Raw genomic sequence first — 21,442 nt, forward strand, 5'->3', positions numbered from 1 at the left:
ATCACTGGCATTTATGTTAATGTGGCTGCCAATGTATTGTTGAGTAATTTATGTACAGCAAAGATCAACAGTCCCTAAGATTTAATTCAGTTACAATAATACTATTCTTTGTTTGGCTATTATTTATAATTGCTCATGTTTGCATAATCAAAAAAATTCAATAAAATCAATAATCCACCTGAATGTTTTTTGTGAAAAGACCTATATATTAAGTCATTTACACAAAAACAAAATTCATAAAAAATAATAAAATTATATCGTTAACTAAAATCGCATTTATTGCAAATTGAATAATTAATCTATTTTTATAGTGTATTGAGTATCGGTTTTTTGAAAACTAAAGTTATCAGGATTTATTAATGCTATAGTTTTATTTTTTAGCAAAAATATGGCTGATAAATTTTGATTCTTTCGCAAATACGCCTTACTTTTCTCAATCCCCCATCCATAAAAAACAGTCGAATAAATATCGCCTTCTAATGAAGAATCTGAAATTATTGTCACACTTTCAAGTTCGTTGTCCAACGGATAGCCTGTTTTGGGATTAAATATGTGATGATAAAGTTTATTATTTTGCATAAAAAAGCGCTCATAAATTCCCGATGTGACAACTGATTTATTTTTAACTTTAATAACGCCAGACAGCTCATCACTAATTGAAAACGGTTTTCTTAATCCTATATTCCAATAACCACTTTGTTCTGTTAAACACTCACCTAAAGTTAATACATTTCCACCTAAGTTAATAATACCTTGATACACTTGATTTTCGAGTAAAACCAATTTGACAATATCAGCAATATACCCTTTAGCAATTGCACCTAAATCAATTTCCATTCCAGTTTTTTTTAAAAAAACGGAATGTGTGTTTGTATCAAGTTCGACATTTTTAGGATCAATTAACAATAGTTGTTGTTTTATTAATTCAGCAGATGGTACTTGATAACCTTGGAAACCAATCTTCCAAAGCTTAACTAATGGGCCAATAGCAAAATTAAAGCAACTATTGAAATACAGACTGACTTTTTGAGCTTGTTCAATTAGGGAAAAAATAGGTCGACTCACTGTCACTGGGTGTTTACCCGCAGCTAAATTAATTGACATAACTTCTGAAAATAGCCGGTTAACAGTCAATTTATCCTCAAGCATTTTTATAATTTGAAAAACAGTGTGTGCAACGGCTTCATTTGGCTCTAAAAGCGTTAATGACACCGTTGTTCCCATTAAAGTTTGAGAATATTCATATCTCGAACATACCATATTAAACAAGCTCAGCTAGTTGTAATAATTTAATTTTTAATATAATCAGCAGCCTTTTTACCTGCTTGTCTACCAAAAATAATGATATCAGCAACAGCATTGCCACCAATACGGTTAGCACCATGTACACCACCAACAACTTCGCCTGCGGCAAAGACTCCTTGGATGATATTTTTATTAGCATCTAGGACTTGTGTTTGGGTGTTGATTGTCACTCCCCCCATGGTATGGTGAACACCTGGTGCGATCTTTATTGCATAAAAAGGACCTTTTTCTATTGGATGACGTATACCTGTTGTTCGACCAAAATCCTTGTCTTGTTTGGTAATAGCAAACTGATTATAACGCTTTACAGTTTTAGTTAATGTATTAGTATCAATTGATAATTTTTGTGCTAATTCCTCAATGGTATTTGCTTGTGATACAAGTTCATTTGAAACATATTCTTCCACTGCTTTGTTTTCATTACGGACTTGCTGATCAAATAAGATATAAGCATAGTGCTCAGGTAATTTTATAATCTCAGCTGAAACTTTATCTCTTGTATCAAGTTCATTAACGAATCGTTGACCATTTTGTGATACAAGTATTGCGCCTCCACCTCGAATCGATTCAGATATTAAATAAGATGTTGTTTGTTCAACCGTTGGGTGGATTTGAATCTCTCCCATATCAACGGTTCCTGCACCAAGTTTTTCCAATAACATAATGCCTGAACCAGTAGCGCCTTTGTGATTAGTGGTGACAAAACCTTTAAGATCGGGTCGATATTTTTCAACCATTGTGGTATTGGCACTAAACCCACCAGTTGCAATAATAACTACTTTTGTTTTTATTACGTGATTTGAGCCATCTTCTTCTGAAACTTTAACACCAACCACTTTATTATTTTCTGTCATAATTTCAGTAACTACAGTATCAAGCATAACATCAATACCACGCTTATTGATGTTTTTAACTAGGCCACTAATTAAGAAACCACCTACTGCAGCACCACTTTCAGGACGGTGAGTTCGATCAATACTCATTCCACCAGTTGTTGTAATACCACTTAATTCAATACCATTTTCATCTAACCAATCAATGGCATTTGGTGCATTTTCAACAAAATAATGTAATAAATCAGGGTTATTTTTATTTTTTCCGCCTATCATCGTTTCGTTATAAAAGAGTTCTTTACTATCTGTAATACCTTTGAGTTTTTGGAATTTGGTTTCTGCCGCATTCATACCAGCTGAAGCTTTATTGGTATTACCACCAATTACAGACATTTGTTCAACAATAACCACATTTGCACCAAGATCATGAGCTTGGATCGCAGCAGTAAGCCCTGCACCACCACTACCAACAACCACAACATCAAAAGATTGGTCATTAGGATCACCACCTTCCGCAAGAATCGCTTCTCTGTTAGATTTGGCTATTGCTTTGGTCACAGCTTTTTTGAAGGCTTCGCATTGAGTTGTTGCGCCAGAAATGGTATCAACATGAGGGCTATTTGAATCAATAATTCTATTTTTAATGATCGAAAAATTATCTAGAATGTTACTATCAAACTCTTTAGCATTTACCAATTCCATATCTTTTATAAAGTCTTTAGCTAATTCCACATTAATAAGGAATTCGTAAGATTCGTCATTAACTTTTTCTTGATAATTTCCCGGTTTGAATTTTTTAATATTAAGATTCACATCACGAATTAAACTTTCAACGAGAGAAAAATGCCATAGAGGTTCTGGGATATTCAGATCTTCACGTTTATCACTATTGATAAATAGCTCTAGTTTTTCACCTTTCTTTATGCGACTAACCCAATCAGGATAAGCAATGCAAGCTCGACCAACCGCAACTAAATCATAGCCATTGTCGATGGCACTATCCAAATCACTTTGATTAACAACATTACCGACACCTACAACAGGAATTTTTGATAAAATTGGTGAACGCATCGCAACAAATTTTTTAATTAATGGAGTTGGATCTTGAGTATCAACAATCGACGATCTAAGCGTTGTTCCCATTGAGAAATGGACATAATCAAGCCCTTTTAGGGCCAATTTTTCAAGCAAATACATTGTGTCATCAAAACGAATGCCTGGGATTTCTAATTCTTCTGGAGAAAAGCGATAACCAACGATAAACTCTGGGGATGCATATTGTTTTGCCATACTATGAGTGATATCTAAGACGGCTAAAGGGAATTGAGTACGATTATCACGACTTCCCCCCCACTTATCATCTCGTTGATTTGAATTTGGTGAATAGAATTGCTGAATAAGGTAAGTATTGGCACCATGAATTTCAACACCATCAAATCCAGCTTGGATAGCGCGTCGCACTGCTTGGCCAAATTTTTCGATCATTTCATCAACTTCATCAGCGCTTAGTGCTACTGGTGTTGCTGCACCAGGGCGTGGTGCTGCTATTGCACTTGGCCCCACAGGCGATTGTCCACCAATTAATTTTGGCTCAACCATTCGCCCTCCATGGTAAACTTGAATTACTGCTTTGGAGCCTTTTTCTTTGATTGCCTTCGCAATCTTTGCTAATCCTTCAATTTTGTCATCACTATCTAAACCAATTGCACCAGGAAAAGCTAATCCTTTATTATCAACAAATCCACATTCAACAATAATTGTCCCTATTTCACCAGATCGTACACGATAATATTCAATTAGATCTTGAGTAACTGAACCATCATAAAAACCAGAACAAGTTGTCATTGGGGCCATCATTATACGATTTTTTAGTTCAACGCCATTAGGTAAAGTTATTGGACTAAAAATATGTTCATTTTTCATTTTTATATACCTACTCGCTAGTATTTAAACTTTTTAATTATGATAACATTAACAATAGTTACTCTCCACATGGATTATCTACATTAATAACAACAAGTATCATTTTTTAGACAGAAATTTTTTTAGTGTTATTAAGCAATTATAAAATTATCACGATAAATAGGATAAGATCATGCTTATTTTGGGTATTTTAGAGAGATTATATTGTCGGATTTATGATTTAAAATCTAGAAAAAAATACTATAACCTTTTCATTTAGTTAAATATTTTTATGATTTTTATATTGAACTTTAATTTTATTCAGATAAAATGTGTACAAATTTATACAATAGAGAATAACTTAATGTCTTCAATTCCAATTAGCAGTTCTGAATCTACCCCATCTTTCTACTCTCTATTGTTCCTATTTCTTAATCCTCCTTATGGAGGATTTTTTTTGGCTCTAAAACCTTATTCATTTAATTTTTATTACAACTTAATACCCAACTTCACTTTAAGAACATGCATGATCAGGAGATAGTATGGAATCTTTAACACCTTTTTATAATCCTTCTATAAGCTACGAAGATAATTATGCTCAAGGACCATTTGGGCTTTTTACACAATTAGATAAAGCTGAGCAAATCCCAACAAAATCTTCAAAATTTTTAAACCATGACGTTAATTTACCATTTGGTATACCGGCAGGTCCTTTATTGAATGCAAACTACATTAAAGCCGCATTTGCCTATGGATTTGATTTATGCGTATATAAAACAGTTCGAACCAAACTACATAAATGCCATCCATTACCGAATGTGTTATCAGTTCATCCTAAAGGTAAATTATCGTGTAATTTAGATACAGTATTAGCTGATACTGCTTACAATCAACCTCTATCAATTACCAACTCTTTTGGGGTTCCTTCTTTTTCTCCAGATATTTGGCAACCAGATATGGCTGATGCAGTAAAATCTGCAGGTCATGGGCAATATGTAATTGGTAGTTTTCAGGGGACGCAAAGCAATGAAGCAATAGAAAACGATTATGCTTTAGCTGCAAAATTAGTTAGAGAAACCAATGCGCCTATTCTTGAAGCAAATTTAAGTTGCCCAAACGAAGGAGCAAGTAAACTACTTTGCTTTGATATAGATAAAGTCGAACGAATTGTTAACGCTATTAAAACAGCTGTTCCTGATCGCCCACTTATTTTAAAACTAGCCTATTTCCCTGATGATAAAAGGATCGTTTCTTTATTGACTCGTGTCGGTTCTATTATCGACGGCTTAAGTACAATTAACACACTGTCCGCTAAACCAGTTGATGCTAAAGGTAATCCTGCCTTAGGGGAAAATAGAAAAGAAGGCGGTGTCTGTGGAGATGCAATTCGTTGGGCTGGTTTAGATATGGTAAGTAGATTAGCTAAATATCGAAAAGAAATGGATCTAAAATTTGTTATTGTTGGTGTTGGTGGTGTTAGTTCTAGTGAACATTATCGTCAGTTTATCGATAATGGCGCAGATGCGGTCATGAGTGCTACGGGTGCCATGTGGAACCCAATGCTTGCTATAGAAATTAAGAAAAATCTTAAATAAAATTATTTACAGTTAGGCTCACATTTGTTACAGGGTAACTTACCCTGTAATTTTTTACTGCCTATATACCCTACTGCATTCTTAGTTTTTCCTAAAATAATAAAATAAAAGGTATTTACATATACAATTAAGACCATTGCTAACATTTCAAACAAATTTATTTTTGTTGCTTTCTTTTTTTATATATAAGTTTGATAGTAATGATTATCAGTAAAATAGCTATAAAGACGATCTGAGATATTGTTCAAAAAATAGGTCGTTAATAAATAAAAAAGCACTTTTGGTAGGAGCGGCACGAAAATACTAACTGTCCCCAATAAAAATAAAGTACTACCTATAATTATAAAAAGCCATTTTTTAAATATTATTAATATGTGACTTAGAAAGGTTTAAGTATTCAATTCAATACAATTATGGCGACGTTGATTATATTATAAAAGTGCAATTAAAAAATTTGAATTGGCGGAACGGACGGGGCTCGAACCCGCGACCCCCTGCGTGACAGGCAGGTATTCTAACCAACTGAACTACCGCTCCGCTTTATTTGATAGCTTTAACGTCGAAACGTTAAAGTAGGCGTGATATTAAAGATTATTTTTATTCTCGTCAATAAAATTTTTAAAATATACGATCAATTGAATACAAAACAATCATTAATTTATATTCCACAATGCTCCCCCACTTTTTTTGTCAATTTTTTTTAAAATAATCTCATGTTCAGAAAGTTCATGTCCTGTGGCTCTGATTACTTTCAAAGGCACACCATTACGTTCTACTCTTTTAATTGAATTAGATTCTGATAAAGATGAGTTATTATCTTCAGAACTAAAAGACAATGTCGTTTGCCCACCTGTCATAGCTAAATAGACTTCAGCTAAAATCTCAGCATCTAATAATGCACCATGCAATGTTCGGTGGGAATTATCTATCTGATAACGTTCACATAACACATCTAAATTATTACGTTTACCTGGAAACAAACGCCTTGCGATAGCCAAGGTATCAGTAATAATACAATGATCAGCTGTTTTAAAATCCAGACCACAAAGACGAAATTCATAATCCATAAAACCTACGTCAAATGATGCATTATGGATAATTAACTCGGCACCATCTATAAATTTAATAAAATCGTGAGCAACATTTTTAAATATAGGTTTATCTTTAACAAAATCATCACTGATTCCATGCACTTTAAATGCATCTTCATCAATTAAGCGTTCGGGGTTTATGTAAACATGAAAATGGTTACCAGTTAAACGTCGATTAATAATTTCAACAGCGCCAATTTCAATAATCTTATGTCCTTCATAATGATTATTACCTTCTTGGTTCATACCTGTCGTTTCAGTATCTAATACAATTTGTCGTGTAGAATTATGGATCACTTTCTTCTCTTTTATATCAATCGTTGGGAAAAACTTTTATTTAGTGGTATAGTCTAGCACCAAAATCCCTTAAAGTTGATACATTCAAAAATTAATATAGTCCTTAATTTATTTAAGTCACAGAATTACAGTAAATGAATTAATAAAAAATTTAAATAGTCATAAATGAAATTAAAAAGATGTTAAAAAAAATTGAAATATATACTGATGGCTCTTGCCTAGGTAACCCCGGTCCTGGTGGTTATGCTGCAATTTTAAAATATAAAACAAACGAAAAAATATTATCAGAAGGTTTTTTTAAAACTACGAATAATCGTATGGAATTATTAGCTGCAATTGTTGCTTTAGAGCAATTAAAGCAGCCTTGTCAAATTGAATTATATTCTGATAGTCAATATTTGCGAAATGGAATTATTAATTGGATACATGGTTGGAAAAAAAATGGTTGGAAGACCGCCAACAAAAAACCAGTAAAAAATGTTGATTTATGGAAAAGGCTTGATCAAGTAGTACAAACTCACAAAATTGAGTGGATTTGGGTAAAGGGTCATGCTGGACATATTGAAAACGAGCGTTGTGACATTATAGCTAAAACACAAGCTCAATCCCCTACACTACAAGATACTATATTTGAACAATGCATAAATGGTTAATGTATTAATTAAATATTTTTATTCAATTTTAAAAAGTTTATTTGCTTTTAACGACATAATTTATAATTAATGGTAAAAAATTAAAATGTATAAACTACATAGCATTGCATCCTTAAAGGATAATTATATTTGGATTCTAACCAATGCCAGTAACCAAGCCATAATTATCGATCCTGGGGAAGCCGAACCTGTTATTAATTATATTAATAAGCATAAATTAATACCCCTTGGAATTTGACTTACTCATCACCATATTGATCACACTGGAGGAGTAAACGAATTAAAAGCTCAATATCAAGATATTGATGTTTACGGTCCAAGTGAAATCAATTTACCAATTAATTATCTTATCAAACAAGATAAAGTATGTATTGGTGATTTTAGTTTTGAAGTTATAGAAGTACCAGGGCACACTCTTGGTCATTTGGCATATTATTGCAGGCCCTATTTATTTTCCGGAGATACTTTATTTTCAGCCGGTTGTGGAAGGATTTTTGAAGGGACTCATGAACAAATGTTAAATTCTTTAAAACAATTAAAACAACTGCCTAATGATACTTTAATCTGTGCAGGTCATGAATATACTTTATCAAATTTAGCATTTGCGTCCCAAATGCTGCCCGATGACAAAAATATCGAAAGCTATTTAGATTCGATTTCTAATAAATTAATAACATTACCGTCTAATTTATCTGACGAAAAAAAAATTAATTTATTTTTACGATGTTATGAAACTAAATTACAAAATAAGTTCAAAATTAATAATGAATTAGAATTGTTTGTTTTTTTTAGAAGCCAAAAAGATATTTTTTAGGTATAATGCTAATCTTAATTTAGGTAAAATTTACGGACTAATGAAAAAGTTATTAATATTTACAGCGTTATGTTTGTTTTTAATCGCATGTCAGCATCATGGACCACGATATAATCCTGTTGTTAGAATAAAGTATTCAAAAAACACAGCTAATAATACAAATAGTTCCAGTAATTATGTATCTATCACTCAAAATCCATGGCAATATATGCTGAATCAGATTGAGGCTAATGTTCCAGAAAATAGTCGCGTTAGCGCGGAAAGAGAACGATTATTACGTAATCCTAAAGGTTTTGAAGCCGTTGCGTTACGTTCAGAGCCTTATGTTTATTACATTATTAATCAGCTTCATAAAAATAACTTACCTGCTGAGCTAGCTTTAATTCCTCTTATTGAAAGCGCTTATGACCCACTTGCTACATCCTCTGCTCAAGCTGCAGGATTATGGCAATTTGTTCCTATTACAGCTAAAGAGTATGGACTACAGCGAAGTAGTTCGTTTGATGCTCGTCGAGATCTAATTGCATCGACTAATTCAGCTATTTCACTTTTACAAAATTTAAATAAGCGTTTTGATGGTGATTGGCTATTAACCTTGGCTGCTTATAATGCAGGTGAAGGTAGAGTAAGAAAAGCCATTGAGAGAAATCAGGCTAAAGGTTTACCAATTAATTATTGGTCGCTAGACTTACCAACAGAAACTATGCACTATGTGCCTAAAATTTTAGCAATTATTGATATTGTTAAGAATAATAAACGATATGGAATTAAATTACCTGATTGTAATTATGAAAATTCACTCGTTAGAATTGATATATCAAAAAATATTTCTCTTGCTAAAATTGCTAAATACTCAGAACTATCACTTGATGAGTTAGCTACTTATAATGCTGGATATGTGCAACAAACAGTAAATGGCCCTTTCCATTTGCTTGTTCCTTATGCTCATGCTAAAAGTTTATTCAAAAAGCTACAAGCAGAAAACCTTGTTGTGAATGAAATTACAGAACTTTTACAAGATACTCCTCGTTCTAATATGGCGTTTGAATTTAGAACAAGTTTTATTCAAAGTAACAGTATAGTAAGTAAGGATAGTTTTTCCAAAAATGTAAAAAAGATTGTTTATCTTGTTAAAGCAGGAGATAGCCTCTACTCTATAGCTCAAAATTATCGTGTGAAAATTACCGATATCTTGCAATGGAATAATCTAAAGAATTCTAGAGTTCAAGAAGGTGATATGTTGACAATTAATCTTGTCAACGCAAATCCAATCTAAAATTTACTAATAAAGGATTATGATCTGATGCGGTTGTGCTAATAATTTCAGCCGCATTAAGTTGTAATCCTCGATAAAAAACAAAATCAAGTGGTCTGCCCATAAATCTCTTTCGAACATCTACTGAAAAATTAACCGGCTTAAGTTCAATTGAACGGACAAAATGATACAACAAATTTAATCGTTGCCGACTCCATGCATTAAAATCACCGGCCAAAATCACTGGACCAGTATGCTCTTTTATATGATTTAATAGCATGTGTATTTGCTGGCGATAAACTTTCACACCAATACTGAAATTTACGGCATGAATATTAGCAACTAATAACTGTTGTTTGGAATTGCTAATAGGATAAATAGTAATTAAAGCAGATTTAGGGACACGGATTAATGGTTCTTTTTCTCTAAAAGAAAAAAGTGAGGTTGGCAAAGAGTCTGAAATTGTCATGACTCCAGCATAAATATCGTTAAAACAATATGCTGGAACATGATCCGCAATTTTATTGTGCTGTGAAATAAAATTTAGTAACGGCGATGTTGTTTGAGCTTCTTGTAACAAAATAAGTTTAGTCTTATCAACATAGTTTTTGAGTATATCAATGCAATCAGCCCTTTTTAGTTTAAAAATATTCCAAACTAAAATAGAAAACGATGTTTGATCAATTAATGGCGTATTAACTATTATTGATTGATTAGGTAAAACCAACTCAACTTTGTTATCTGCCTGATAACGTAAAGTATAACAGCGCTTTTTAAACATTTTTGGCGTTCAATTTTTCCAAATATTCATCAAAAGATAAAGTATCTCCTTGCTCTTTCTTTATCTGTTTCTCAATAGATAAATGTCGTTGTTGTACAAAATCACCTTCAGTTAATAATGCTAAAGGTTCTACCATAAGTTGTTTTTTATATTGATTTGCTAAAGCTAAACCAAATTCAGCTGTACCTAAATCACTTATCGCTTGCAACGTTCTTGCTGATAAAGTTAATTCTGGTTGATCAAACATTAAATCTAGACGTTCACAAACATTACGATAACGCTGCATATCATCTTGATGATCTAAAACATCAGCAACACGTAACAAATCTTTAAATAATTCGTGACCAACTTTAGATAATGGCTCTCGATTACTTTCACAGCCAATACCAATCTCAAGTCCTGGTTTTCGCCCTTCTATTATGACTCTATTCCAATTCAATTTAGCACATTCAAGTTCTTTACTACTCATCTCTGGTGCTGGTGCTAGTGCACACCAAATTAAAAATAGATCTATAAAACGTATTTGATCTTCAGTAATTCCTATTGGCGAAAATGGATTAACATCTAATGCTCTTACTTCAATATACTCAATACCACCACGCAAAAGTGCATCCGATGGAGATTCCCCTGCCATTGGCACTCGTTTAGGTCGAATAGGTGCGTAAAACTCATTTTCAATCTGTAATACATTATCATTTAATTGGCGATAATGCCCATCCGCTTTAATTCCCAACTTAGCAAAATCTACAGACTTTGTGCGCGTTGCACGTTTTAGTCCCTCAACATATGTATTTAAATGGTTAAAAGTAATACCAAGCTGTTTTTGAGCATTATTGGTGTATCCAATATCACTTAATCTTAAAGAAGTTGCATAAGGTAAATAGCAGTTGCCATTTGTTTGTTCAATAAAGGCTTGTGCTTTAACTGGATCTTGAATAAATGAAGAACACATTGATGGCGATGCACCAAATAAATAAGGAATAACCCAACCAAAACGATAATAATTTCGTATTAAGGTAAAATAACCTTCAGAAATTACAGCTTTACCTTCTTCGGTATTTTTAACCCCTTCTCTTGCTTGCCAAAATGCGGTTGGTAGTGAAAAATTATAGTGAACACCTGAAATGGTCTGCATCATTGCACCATAGCGATTTTTCAATCCTTCACGATAAATCGTTTTAAAGCGGCCTTCATTAGAAGTACCATATTGAGCAAGAATAATATCTTTTTCGTTTGCAACAAAACAAGGCATACTTAAAGGCCACATCATTTCATCACCAATATTTACGCTAGCATAACGATGCAAATCGCGCAAAAACGTCAACATATAATCAATATTAGTATTAACTGGCGTGATAAATTCTAACATTGATTCGGCAAAATCAGTTGTTATCCAAGGGTGGGTTAACGCAGCACCAATTTTTGAAGGAAATGGCGTTTTTGACAATGATCCATCAGGCAAAATACGTAAAGTTTCTCGTTCAATACCACGTTGAATACCTTGTAAAATGGTGTAGTGTTTTTCTAACCAACTAAGTGCTTTTGAGACATCAGGAATCATATTTTGCGCTTCCTCAAAATGTAGTTATTTAATATTTATATTAACATAATTTAAAATTATGCGATGGGCTAATTTATGACAACACTTGGAATAAATTAGTATTATACGCCGTAACATAGCAATCCTAAAAACTATAATTTACTATTTTTATTACAAAAAATTCGATCTTAAATACATGGCCACTTAAAAAAATAACAGCTATTTCATGGATAGGAAATAGCACATATAATATTTATCATAAATCTATTTTATTTATAATCGTTGCAATAAAACTAATACTTCCATATGTGAAGTATGCGGAAACATGTCAAATAATTTTACTTTTTGGATTTGATAATTTGGCAGTAACATTAAATCATCAACTAATGAAAATAAGTTACAACTTGAATACATAATATAATTAGGTGCCATTTGTTTCAAATACTGCATAAGTACTTTACCTGCCCCTCGTCTTGGGGGATTTAGTAAAACTAAATCCGGTACATTTTTTTGAGCTGTAGCGTATTGTGTTGCGTCAAATGCTTTGAAGTTTAATTGTTTAAAACCTAATTTTTTTGCTGATCTAGTTGCACACTCTATTGCGTCTGAATTAATTTCAATACCTGTAAGGCTAATATTTTTCTCAGCAACAAGGTTAGCACAACTTAACCCAAAACCACCTACCCCACAAAACATATCCCAAATAGAATGAATAGGTAAATCTGTGACCCAGTCACTTGCTGTTTTATAAAGGCTGCTGGCAACATATGGATTTGTTTGAAAAAAGCTTTTAGGTTTAATAAAAAGAGGAGTGTTATTTAAAGTTATCGGAAGAAATGAATTATCAGTTAAGACTATTTCTTCTTCACCTTCTAAAATAGCCGCATGATTTGGTTGAATATTTATCGAGATTACGTCTAAGTTTTGAATTTTGTCTTGTAATTGTTTAATAGAATCATTTATTTTAGCAACAAACTTGTGTGATTTTAAAACAAATCGCAACATAAAGTTGCTCGTACTCTCAATTTTACTTTCAGTAATTATAACAAATTTCAACTCCCCTTTACGCTTATTAATATTATAAGGAATAAGCCCTTGTTTACGAATGAAAGTTCGAACAAGTTTTAAGATATTTTGCATACTGTTTGAGTAAAGAGGACAATCGCATAAATCGACGGCCTCATTCCCCGTTTGTATACCTAAAACGGGCTTTTCAACACTACCTAACACTGCCATCTTTGCTTTATTACGAAAAGCGGTTTCATGACTAGCAAAAGGTTCTTCAACCTTGTTTGGTTTAAATTGGATTAATTTTTGTAATAACTTATTTTGTTTTTCTGCCAGTTGTACATGATAAGGATGTTCTATCCATTGGCAAGATAAACACTTTTTTTGTTGGTAAAAGTGACATTGCATTGCGATTAAAGCCTTTTTTATAATGGGTATAATTATATACAGAATATCGAACGAATATAATAATAGTTTTGAATTTTATACTAAAACATATATTTTCCTGAAACTTTTTTACAAAAAAATTATAGGAATATAAGAAAAAGGTATAATTAATTCTCTGGTATAATTTGACGAAATAGTGCTGTATGATAGGATATTGTCATTAATATTAAAGGAAAAAATTAATGTCTATAAAGTTAAAAACCCCTGCTGAAATTGAAAAAATGCGTATAGCAGGCAAACTCGCTGCTGAAGTTTTAGAAATGATAGAGCCTTATGTTAAACCTGGTATTACTACAGGTGAACTAGACAAGATCTGTTATGAACATATCGTCAATGTCCAAAAGGCTATTCCGGCTAATATTGGTTATCATGGTTATCAACACACCAGTTGTATTTCAATTAATGATGTGGTTTGTCATGGTATTCCAAGTTTTGACAAAAAGTTAAAAGATGGCGATATTCTAAATATTGATGTGACAGTTATTAAAGATGGCTATCATGGTGATACATCCAGAATGTACATAGCAGGTAAACCGACAATTGTTGGTGAAAAACTGTGTCAAGTAGCGCAAGAAAGTCTATATGCAGCAATTAGAATTATAAAACCAGGTATCCGTCTAAAAGAAATTGGTAAAACCATTCAAAAACATGTTGATAAATTTGGATTTTCATCTGTTAGAGAATACTGTGGTCATGGTATTGGTGAAGTCTATCATGACGAACCTCAAGTTTTACATTATGATGCTGATGACGGCGGTGTAATTTTAAAACCAGGAATGACCTTTACCATTGAACCAATGATAAATACGGGTGATTGGCGTACTCGTACCATGAAAGATGGCTGGACAGTTAAAACCAAAGATCATGGACTTTCCGCTCAATATGAACATACTATTTTAGTTACTGATAATGGAGTTGAAGTCTTAACATTGCGTAGTAATGAAAACTTCCCTCGAATTATTGAACACTAAATAAAAACGATTCAACAATAGCTTATTGTTGAATCGTTTAACTTTATAAGTCTCTATCAATAATTTTTATATTCGAATTTTTTTGTGCTAATTTTTTATTTAGTTCATCGATTTTACTTCTATGTATATCTTTTTTTAGAGAACGAACATAAGAAGCACATATAATAGCAAACCCACTGTTTATACTTAGCAAAAACAATAAACCTATAAGTAAACGCTTAAAATTTGTTCCAGTTTAAATTTCATAAATCTTAATATAATAAAGTATACAATTTACGTCGATAACTACTAGCTAACGGATTACTTGTTCCTAATGCCGCCAATAAATCGAGTAATGTTTTCTTCACTTGCCCGTCACCAGCATTAAGATCTTTTGTCAATGGTTTGAATAACAACTCTAATGCTTCCTCATGACGTCCTACATGCATTAATTGGGAAGACAATTGAATCATTAGTTCAACGTTATCAGGATGTTGAGCAAATTCTGCCTGTAATTGTTGTAGTTCTGGTGAATTAGCCGCTTGTTCAAGTAATTCAATTTCGGCTTGTAATCCATGATAGCTTGAATCTTGATCTTGTAGCGGAATAGTTGCCAGCACTTCTTTTGCTTCACTTAGCTGTTTAAGTTCAATTTGTGATTTTATTAGCATTAATGCAATATCGGTTCTCGGTTTACCCAAATGATCGGTTAATGATTTCCAGGTTTGCCGTAACAGTGGTAATGCTTCTTCATATTTAGCTTCATGAAATAAATTTTGTGCTTCAATTAATTTAAGCTCATCTTCATTTGGTAGCACTTTTTCTAAAAAAGTTTTAATGGTTTCTTCGGATTGAGGACCTTGAAAGCCATCAACAGGTTGACCATTTTGAAATAAATAAACAGTTGGAATGGCCCGCAAACCAAATTGAGCAGCCAGCATTTGCTCTTCATCGCAATTAACACTTGCCAAAATAAATTGACCATGATGTTCATTAGCTAATTTAGTTAAAGTTTGAGTCATTGCTTCATAATTGGGACTTCTTGATGACCAAAAATAAAACAACACAGGGGATTGAGAAGATCTTTTTATAATCTCTTGAATATTTTGTTCATTAACATCAAAAATAAATTGATTTTGCATATTATGTCCTAAGAATACTTTGATTCATTATTTATTTTTTAAAATTCTATCCATTAATCTATCAGGAAGCAAACGTTTAGCAATAGCCGCTATTTTTGTTACTTTTGTTACCCTGTAACGTATTTTGGGAGTTCTATGCTCAAGCGCATGAAATAAGTAAGGTAACAAAGCTTCTGGCGGTAACGTAAATCGTTTGGCAATAGGTGGATTTTTTACAATATTTTCTTTTTCTATTTGATTAACATTATTTGAAAAATACGTTTTTAATGGCCCAGGTTCAATTAAACTAACTTTGATATTGGTATTAGCTAATTCTAATCTTAGTACATCAGACCATGCTTCTAAAGCATATTTACTTGCTGAATAAGCTCCTCTACCAGGAGTGGCAACAATGCCAACAATTGAGCTGGTTTGAATAATACGTCCTTCATTTTCTGCAAGCATTGCAGGAAGTAGTAACTGAGTTAACTGATGTACACCAAAGAAATTGGTTGAGAATTGTGACTCTAACTGCTCTCGGCTAATTGTTGCTAATCGCCCATATACTCCAAAGCCGGCATTATTAAATAATGCATATAATTGTCCGCCTGTCATAGTTAACACTTCTTTAGCGGCTAAATGAACAGAATCAGGATCATCTAAATCAAGTAATACGGTTTCAAATCCTTGTTCAATTAATTTTTGCTGGTCAGACTTTTTGCGACAAGACGCAATAACACGATAACCACGTTTTTTTAATGCAATGGCTGAAATAAGTCCTATTCCACTTGAACAGCCTGTAATAAAAATTGTTTTCAATTTTTATCTCCGTTTTATTCACATATTGTCAAGCTAATCTTCTGCAATTATGATATCACACTTAAATAGAAGTTACCCAAAATAAGCCAGAGGATCGTATGAAAATCGCTATTATTGCTGCAATGGAAGAAGAAGTTGCCATCTTAAAAAGTAAAATTACCCATTATCAAGTTGAACGCCATTTAGGTTGTGATTTTCACCTTGGTCAAATTGCCGGTTGTGAAATAGTTCTACTTCAATCAGGCATTGGTAAAGTAGCCGCAGCTTCAGGCACAACATTATTATTAAATAATTACAAGGTTGATGCCGTTATTAATACCGGTTCAGCTGGAGGACTTTCAACTGAACTCAATATTGGTGACATTATCGTATCAAAAGACGTATTTTATCATGATGTCGATTTAACCGCTTTTGGTTATAAACCAGGGCAAATGTCCGGTTGCCCAGTTGTATTTGAAGCAAGCCAACAATATCAATCATTAGCCAAATCATGTATAAAAAAACAAGGTGTTAATGCAGTTGAAGGCTCAATTGGTAGTGGTGATGCATTTATTAATGGTAAAGATACATTAGAACGAATCAAACAAACCTTTCCAAATGCCATAGCAGTAGAAATGGAAGCCGCAGCAATTGGGCATGTCTGCTGGCTATTTAAGGTACCGTTTGTAGTGGTAAGAGCAATCTCAGATAATGGTGATAATGAATCTGCAATGGATTTTCAGTCATTTTTAAAACTTGCAGCCACACAATCGTCCTTAATTGTTGAATCAATGTTAAGCGAGCTAGCCTAAACTCTTTTCAAAAATAGCATACTGATGTCACAAACAATATTCACTAAACAAGGGTTGACGCCAACCAGTTAGTATTTCTGGTACGTCACCTTTTTTATCAATTTTCCATTTAATATATTGATTGATTAATCGCCGTGAAAGTAACAAATCTTGATTAAGCCCTGTTTTTGATGAAATGATTTGAGCCGCTTTTTTTAATTCATCCGAGATCTTCTTGAAATCGGGATAAGTATTAATTCTACGAATAAGTGGTACCTCGGGTATCGGTTCAGATAAAATATCGAGAATTTTTTGCCCATATAAACGAATTTCTTTACCTTTCATCCCTAATTTATCAAGTTCAGCTAATGAAGAGGGTAAATAACGTGCTATTTTCCACAAAACTTCTTCACGTATAACAAAATTTAAAGCGATATCTTGCTCTTTGGACAATTTATATCGCCAACTTGCTAATTTATACAATTGACCTAGACTTTTCCCTTTCAATTGCCAACTATTTTTAATATTTAGATAAGCATTGTTTGGATCTATCACTGTACATTTACGAGCCACCGCCATTTGGCACTCTTGATAAGCGGCTTGCAAATAATCATTTTCGGTTAATTGTGATTTTAGAATGTTTACCAATGGAAAAAGATATAACACATCATTAATAGCGTACTCACACTGTTTTTCGGTTAATGGTCGTTTTAACCAGTCTGTTCGAGTTTCACTTTTATCTAGCTCTACTTCTAAATATTTTTTTACTAGACTGGCATAACCAGAACTTAACGGATTATCTAAAAAAGAAGCCAATATTTGGCTATCAATAATAGGAGTCGGCACCATTCCAAAGTAATAAAGGAAAACCTCGATATCTTCACTGCACGAGTGGAAATACTTTTCAATTTTAGGATTTTTTAAGATCGTTAAAAAATCTTGCCAATCACTAATAGTGATTGGATCAATTAATGCAGCATGTTTTCCATCAAAGACCTGCAATAGCCCTAAATGTGGATAAAATGTACACGTACGTACAAATTCTGTATCTAATGCAATCGCTGAGCTTTTTTCGATTTTTGAACAAAACTCAGTTAGCTGATCATTATTAACAATAAGTTGATAAGACAAAGTAAAATTCCTATTTAGATAAATCTATTTATTGTGTACTTTTTTTAAATACAACATCAATCACCACAATTTCAGAGCGAGTCATTAAGCGAATAGGTGGTCCCCAAAAACCATATCCACTACTTACTATGCTAGTAAAGTTATTATCTTCATTTTGATACAAACCATAAGCGTTTTTATACATTAATTTTTCAATAAGGTTAATTGGAAATATTTGCCCAGCATGAGTATGCCCAGAAATCATTAAATCAACACCTAAATTTGCTGGTTCAGTAAGATCTTTGGGTTGGTGATCTAATAAAATAACGGGTGTATTTTTATCAGCAAACATCATCAACTCAGCTAATGTGGATCTTTTCACATCATAAAGCACAGAAGAAAAATCATCTCGCCCAATTAATGTAATTCCTATATCATCAAGGTATACAATATCATCTTTTAAAACCTTCATTTTTGCTTGCTTAAAAGCATTAATAATATCCTCTTCGCTATTATTTTGTTTTCTAGTATTTAAATATTCGTGGTTTCCAAAAATAACGTAGGTACCATGTTTCGATTTTAATTGCTGAAATTGTTTATCAAAACCTTGTTCAGTAAAGGGCGCCAAACGTTTATCTAATGTATCACCTGTAATTACAATAAAATCTGCATTTAATTGATTTACTTTATCTATCATTTGCTGAATAAATCCACTCGAAGTTAATTCATTAATATGAATATCACTAAGCTGCACAATACGCAGATTTTCAACATGAGCAGGTTTATCTATTTTTACTTGATAATAAACGGTTTTCGGACTAATTGCCATTTCATGGCTGTAATAAAATAGTGAAAAAACTAAACTTACATAAACAATTCTAAGCAGTAAGTTAGGCTTTAATTTTTTTTTGCAGAGCAAATAGATCGCATCAAAAATCAATAAAATAAAAATACTACACAAAAATCCAGCAAAAATAATATTAAAAATCAGAGATAGCTTATTAAAAATACCATCTAATGCCCTAGAAAGCACCAGTGATAATCCAGCAATTGCAACAATTAACCAATAGATGATTTTAGAATAACCAGTAAAATGAAAATTGAACCAAAATGCCCATCGTTTACCTAAATAAGCAATCATTAAAATACTGATCACTATCATCATAAATAAAATAGAAAAATAAATAAAACTCATAATTATCTGAACAATTGAAGACGAATAATGATATGATAACAAAATTATTTTTTTTCGTACCAATAACTTTTTATGGATATTAAAAAAGACCAATTATTCATCACACCTATTGAAAAATTGGGGGATTGGACTTTTGATGAGAAAGTTGCCGAAGTTTTTCCTGATATGGTGCAGCGATCTGTTCCTGGTTATTCTAATATTATCTCGATGATCGGCATGCTAGCCGAAAGATTTGTACAACCTAATTCAATGATTTATGATTTAGGTTGTTCATTAGGCGCTGCTACATTATCTATTCGACGCAATGTCAACCAAGAAAATTGCCATATTATTGCGGTTGATAATTCTCAGCCAATGGTTGAACGTTGTAAGCGGCATATTGAATCCTACAAATCAAGCACACCTGTAGACGTAATTTGTGATGATATTTGCCATATTAACATGCAAAACGCATCAATGGTTGTACTCAACTTCACCTTACAATTTTTAACTCCTGAAAATCGTCAACGTGTTTTAAATAATATCTATAATGCGTTAAAACCAAATGGCATTTTAGTCCTATCTGAAAAATTTAGTTTTAGTGATACCTGCATTGATGAATTACTATTTAATATGCATCATGATTTTAAACGTGCTAACGGCTATAGTGAGCTTGAAATCAGTCAAAAACGTAACATGCTGGAAAACGTCATGCTAACAGATACTATCGAAACACATAAACAGCGACTATCTAAAGCTGGTTTTAAACACATTGACACTTGGTTCCAATGTTTTAATTTTGGATCTATTATTGCCATAAAATAACAGATTAATTTAAGCGTAATTGATAAAGGATAACAGAATGATTGATTTTGGTGATTTTTACCAGATTATCGCAAAAAATAGACTTAGTAGTTGGCTTGAAGTATTACCTGCACAACTCGCAAATTGGCAAAAACAAAACATAGATAGTCGCTTTAATCAATGGCTAAACAGTATTAAACATTTACCATCCATCTCACCTTATCAAATTGATTTATTACATAGTGTCACAGCGAAATCAAAAGAGCCTCTTTCTACGGGTGAACGGCAGAGGATAACACAATTATTAAAAAATATGATGCCATGGCGCAAAGGCCCTTTCCACTTGTATGGAATTGATATTGATACAGAATGGCGTTCAGATTGGAAATGGGAACGCTTAATTAAACATATTGATTGTTTAGAAGATAAAATTGTTTTAGATGTGGGTTGTAACAGTGGTTATCATTTATGGCGAATGATTGGCGCTGGAGCAAAACTTGCTGTCGGAATTGATCCTATGGCGCTTTATCTATGCCAATTTGAAGCTATTCGTAAACTACTAGGTAACGATCAGCGAGCACATTTATTACCACTTGGAATTGAACATCTCCCTAAACTTAATGCTTTTGATACCGTATTTTCAATGGGGGTTTTATATCATCGCCGCTCGCCACTTGACCATTTATTCCAATTGAAGGATCAATTGGTTGAAGGTGGACAACTAGTACTTGAAACTTTGGTTATTGATGGAGAATTACATCAAGCGTTAATGCCAGGTGATCGTTATGCACAAATGCGTAATGTCTATTTTATACCTTCTACTCCTACAATGATTAATTGGCTGGAAAAATGTGGGTATTCAGATGTAAGAATGGTTGATATATCATTAACTAATTTTGATGAACAACGCAAAACTGAATGGATGACATCAGATTCTCTGGCCAACTTTTTAGATCCAGATGATTCAACCAAAACAATTGAAGGCTACCCTGCCCCAATGCGAGCTGTTTTTATCGCAAAAAAATAATAATATAATAAAAAAAAGCGTTATTAGCTTTATGAATTAAGGTTCCGCTACAGGTTGCCTTGAAATGTAAGAAATCATAGTATCTTAAGTTATATTTGGTTTATTTTTTAATTGACTAACATCTATCACTAAAAGACAAAAAAAGT

At 32.7% G+C, this 21,442-nt stretch carries 17 protein-coding genes, 1 tRNA gene and 2 pseudogenes; 8 read left to right on the forward strand and 12 right to left on the reverse strand.

What is annotated here, in order from left to right:
• Positions 1 to 294: 294 nt before the first annotated feature.
• A complete protein-coding gene (locus tag ACGH6Q_RS09430) occupies positions 295 to 1,260 on the reverse strand; it encodes an FAD:protein FMN transferase (RefSeq protein WP_085164070.1) in 966 nt (321 codons plus the stop codon).
• Positions 1,261 to 1,289: 29 nt separating this feature from the next.
• On the reverse strand, positions 1,290 to 4,061 hold the full coding sequence (locus ACGH6Q_RS09435) for a flavocytochrome c (protein ID WP_411592673.1): 2,772 nt from the start codon (positions 4,059 to 4,061) through the stop codon (positions 1,290 to 1,292).
• 521 nt (positions 4,062 to 4,582) lie between these two features.
• Here ACGH6Q_RS09435 and ACGH6Q_RS09440 point away from each other — a divergent pair.
• The gene (locus tag ACGH6Q_RS09440; protein WP_411592675.1) at positions 4,583 to 5,635 is read left to right on the forward strand and encodes a dihydroorotate oxidase; all 1,053 of its coding nucleotides are present in this window, start codon (positions 4,583 to 4,585) and stop codon (positions 5,633 to 5,635) included.
• 179 nt (positions 5,636 to 5,814) lie between these two features.
• Here the strand turns inward: ACGH6Q_RS09440 and ACGH6Q_RS09445 are convergent, their stop codons facing one another.
• From ACGH6Q_RS09445 to dnaQ, 3 genes are all read right to left on the reverse strand, one after another.
• Entirely contained in the window at positions 5,815 to 6,009 is a 195-nt protein-coding gene (locus ACGH6Q_RS09445) for a DUF454 family protein (RefSeq protein ID WP_411592690.1), read from the reverse strand.
• Between the two features lie 86 nt (positions 6,010 to 6,095).
• Positions 6,096 to 6,172 (reverse strand) — tRNA-Asp (locus tag ACGH6Q_RS09450).
• Positions 6,173 to 6,288: 116 nt separating this feature from the next.
• Positions 6,289 to 7,023 carry a DNA polymerase III subunit epsilon gene (dnaQ, locus tag ACGH6Q_RS09455; protein WP_411592676.1) on the reverse strand — a complete coding sequence of 245 codons (735 nt, stop codon included), beginning with the start codon at positions 7,021 to 7,023 and terminating at the stop codon, positions 6,289 to 6,291.
• Between the two features lie 179 nt (positions 7,024 to 7,202).
• Between dnaQ and rnhA the strand changes: the two genes are divergently transcribed.
• From rnhA to ACGH6Q_RS09470, 3 genes and pseudogenes are all read left to right on the forward strand, one after another.
• Complete coding sequence (gene rnhA / locus ACGH6Q_RS09460) at positions 7,203 to 7,676, forward strand: ribonuclease HI (RefSeq protein WP_065589823.1); 474 nt, start codon at positions 7,203 to 7,205, stop codon at positions 7,674 to 7,676.
• Positions 7,677 to 7,761: 85 nt separating this feature from the next.
• Positions 7,762 to 8,490 (forward strand): annotated as a pseudogene (gene gloB, locus ACGH6Q_RS09465) (hydroxyacylglutathione hydrolase).
• Positions 8,491 to 8,530: 40 nt separating this feature from the next.
• Positions 8,531 to 9,766, forward strand: a complete 1,236-nt coding sequence (locus ACGH6Q_RS09470) for a transglycosylase SLT domain-containing protein (protein WP_065639678.1) — start codon at positions 8,531 to 8,533, stop codon at positions 9,764 to 9,766.
• Here the strand turns inward: ACGH6Q_RS09470 and ACGH6Q_RS09475 are convergent.
• From ACGH6Q_RS09475 to rlmC, 3 genes are all read right to left on the reverse strand, one after another.
• Positions 9,747 to 10,526: an endonuclease/exonuclease/phosphatase family protein gene (locus ACGH6Q_RS09475; RefSeq protein WP_296302568.1), complete on the reverse strand. Its 780-nt coding sequence runs from the start codon at positions 10,524 to 10,526 to the stop codon at positions 9,747 to 9,749. The genes ACGH6Q_RS09470 and ACGH6Q_RS09475 overlap by 20 nt on opposite strands.
• Positions 10,519 to 12,087 carry a glutamate--cysteine ligase gene (gshA, locus tag ACGH6Q_RS09480; RefSeq protein WP_174798185.1) on the reverse strand — a complete coding sequence of 523 codons (1,569 nt, stop codon included), beginning with the start codon at positions 12,085 to 12,087 and terminating at the stop codon, positions 10,519 to 10,521. The genes ACGH6Q_RS09475 and gshA overlap by 8 nt, the downstream gene beginning before the upstream one ends.
• Positions 12,088 to 12,339: 252 nt before the next feature.
• Positions 12,340 to 13,482, reverse strand: coding sequence for a 23S rRNA (uracil(747)-C(5))-methyltransferase RlmC (gene rlmC, locus ACGH6Q_RS09485; protein ID WP_411592677.1), 1,143 nt, complete (start codon positions 13,480 to 13,482; stop codon positions 12,340 to 12,342).
• 221 nt (positions 13,483 to 13,703) lie between these two features.
• Between rlmC and map the strand changes: the two genes are divergently transcribed.
• Positions 13,704 to 14,492, forward strand: coding sequence for a type I methionyl aminopeptidase (map, locus tag ACGH6Q_RS09490; protein ID WP_174798184.1), 789 nt, complete (start codon positions 13,704 to 13,706; stop codon positions 14,490 to 14,492).
• A 251-nt stretch (positions 14,493 to 14,743) separates the two neighbouring features.
• On the opposite strand, the gene ACGH6Q_RS09495 is transcribed toward map, so the two are convergent.
• Both ACGH6Q_RS09495 and ACGH6Q_RS09500 read right to left on the reverse strand, forming a co-directional pair.
• Complete coding sequence (locus ACGH6Q_RS09495; RefSeq protein ID WP_065589816.1) at positions 14,744 to 15,613, reverse strand: co-chaperone YbbN; 870 nt, start codon at positions 15,611 to 15,613, stop codon at positions 14,744 to 14,746.
• 27 nt (positions 15,614 to 15,640) lie between these two features.
• The gene (locus tag ACGH6Q_RS09500) at positions 15,641 to 16,411 is read right to left on the reverse strand and encodes an SDR family oxidoreductase (protein ID WP_411592678.1); all 771 of its coding nucleotides are present in this window, start codon (positions 16,409 to 16,411) and stop codon (positions 15,641 to 15,643) included.
• A 98-nt stretch (positions 16,412 to 16,509) separates the two neighbouring features.
• Between ACGH6Q_RS09500 and ACGH6Q_RS09505 the strand changes: the two genes are divergently transcribed.
• Positions 16,510 to 17,202 (forward strand): 5'-methylthioadenosine/adenosylhomocysteine nucleosidase, encoded by a 693-nt coding sequence (locus ACGH6Q_RS09505; protein WP_065607417.1) that lies wholly within the window; start codon positions 16,510 to 16,512, stop codon positions 17,200 to 17,202.
• Positions 17,203 to 17,229: 27 nt separating this feature from the next.
• On the opposite strand, the gene rnd is transcribed toward ACGH6Q_RS09505, so the two are convergent.
• Both rnd and ACGH6Q_RS09515 read right to left on the reverse strand, forming a co-directional pair.
• On the reverse strand, positions 17,230 to 18,312 hold the full coding sequence (gene rnd / locus ACGH6Q_RS09510) for a ribonuclease D (protein ID WP_296302576.1): 1,083 nt from the start codon (positions 18,310 to 18,312) through the stop codon (positions 17,230 to 17,232).
• A 28-nt stretch (positions 18,313 to 18,340) separates the two neighbouring features.
• Positions 18,341 to 19,486, reverse strand: a complete 1,146-nt coding sequence (locus ACGH6Q_RS09515; RefSeq protein ID WP_411592679.1) for a metallophosphoesterase — start codon at positions 19,484 to 19,486, stop codon at positions 18,341 to 18,343.
• Between the two features lie 81 nt (positions 19,487 to 19,567).
• Between ACGH6Q_RS09515 and cmoA the strand changes: the two are divergent.
• Positions 19,568 to 20,290 (forward strand): annotated as a pseudogene (gene cmoA / locus ACGH6Q_RS09520) (carboxy-S-adenosyl-L-methionine synthase CmoA); the annotation flags it as partial.
• A gap of 37 nt (positions 20,291 to 20,327) precedes the next feature.
• Entirely contained in the window at positions 20,328 to 21,296 is a 969-nt protein-coding gene (gene cmoB / locus ACGH6Q_RS09525; RefSeq protein WP_411592680.1) for a tRNA 5-methoxyuridine(34)/uridine 5-oxyacetic acid(34) synthase CmoB, read from the forward strand.
• Positions 21,297 to 21,442: the final 146 nt, after the last annotated feature.

Origin of the sequence: Gilliamella sp. BG2, assembly GCF_046635645.1 — a bacterium.
GTDB classification, from domain to species: domain Bacteria; phylum Pseudomonadota; class Gammaproteobacteria; order Enterobacterales; family Orbaceae; genus Gilliamella; species Gilliamella bombi.

Bases quoted from the DNA above. Each gene is read 5' to 3' on its own strand.
- rlmC (WP_411592677.1), bottom strand. From the start codon at position 13,482: ATGCAATGTCACTTTTACCAACAAAAAAAGTGTTTATCTTGCCAATGG.
- rnhA (WP_065589823.1), top strand. From the start codon at position 7,203: ATGTTAAAAAAAATTGAAATATATACTGATGGCTCTTGCCTAGGTAAC.
- ACGH6Q_RS09435 (WP_411592673.1), bottom strand. From the start codon at position 4,061: ATGAAAAATGAACATATTTTTAGTCCAATAACTTTACCTAATGGCGTT.
- gshA (WP_174798185.1), bottom strand. From the start codon at position 12,087: ATGATTCCTGATGTCTCAAAAGCACTTAGTTGGTTAGAAAAACACTAC.
- ACGH6Q_RS09475 (WP_296302568.1), bottom strand. From the start codon at position 10,526: ATGTTTAAAAAGCGCTGTTATACTTTACGTTATCAGGCAGATAACAAA.
- ACGH6Q_RS09470 (WP_065639678.1), top strand. From the start codon at position 8,531: ATGAAAAAGTTATTAATATTTACAGCGTTATGTTTGTTTTTAATCGCA.
- ACGH6Q_RS09430 (WP_085164070.1), bottom strand. From the start codon at position 1,260: ATGGTATGTTCGAGATATGAATATTCTCAAACTTTAATGGGAACAACG.
- ACGH6Q_RS09495 (WP_065589816.1), bottom strand. From the start codon at position 15,613: ATGCAAAATCAATTTATTTTTGATGTTAATGAACAAAATATTCAAGAG.
- ACGH6Q_RS09505 (WP_065607417.1), top strand. From the start codon at position 16,510: ATGAAAATCGCTATTATTGCTGCAATGGAAGAAGAAGTTGCCATCTTA.
- cmoB (WP_411592680.1), top strand. From the start codon at position 20,328: ATGATTGATTTTGGTGATTTTTACCAGATTATCGCAAAAAATAGACTT.
- ACGH6Q_RS09515 (WP_411592679.1), bottom strand. From the start codon at position 19,486: ATGAGTTTTATTTATTTTTCTATTTTATTTATGATGATAGTGATCAGT.
- map (WP_174798184.1), top strand. From the start codon at position 13,704: ATGTCTATAAAGTTAAAAACCCCTGCTGAAATTGAAAAAATGCGTATA.
- ACGH6Q_RS09440 (WP_411592675.1), top strand. From the start codon at position 4,583: ATGGAATCTTTAACACCTTTTTATAATCCTTCTATAAGCTACGAAGAT.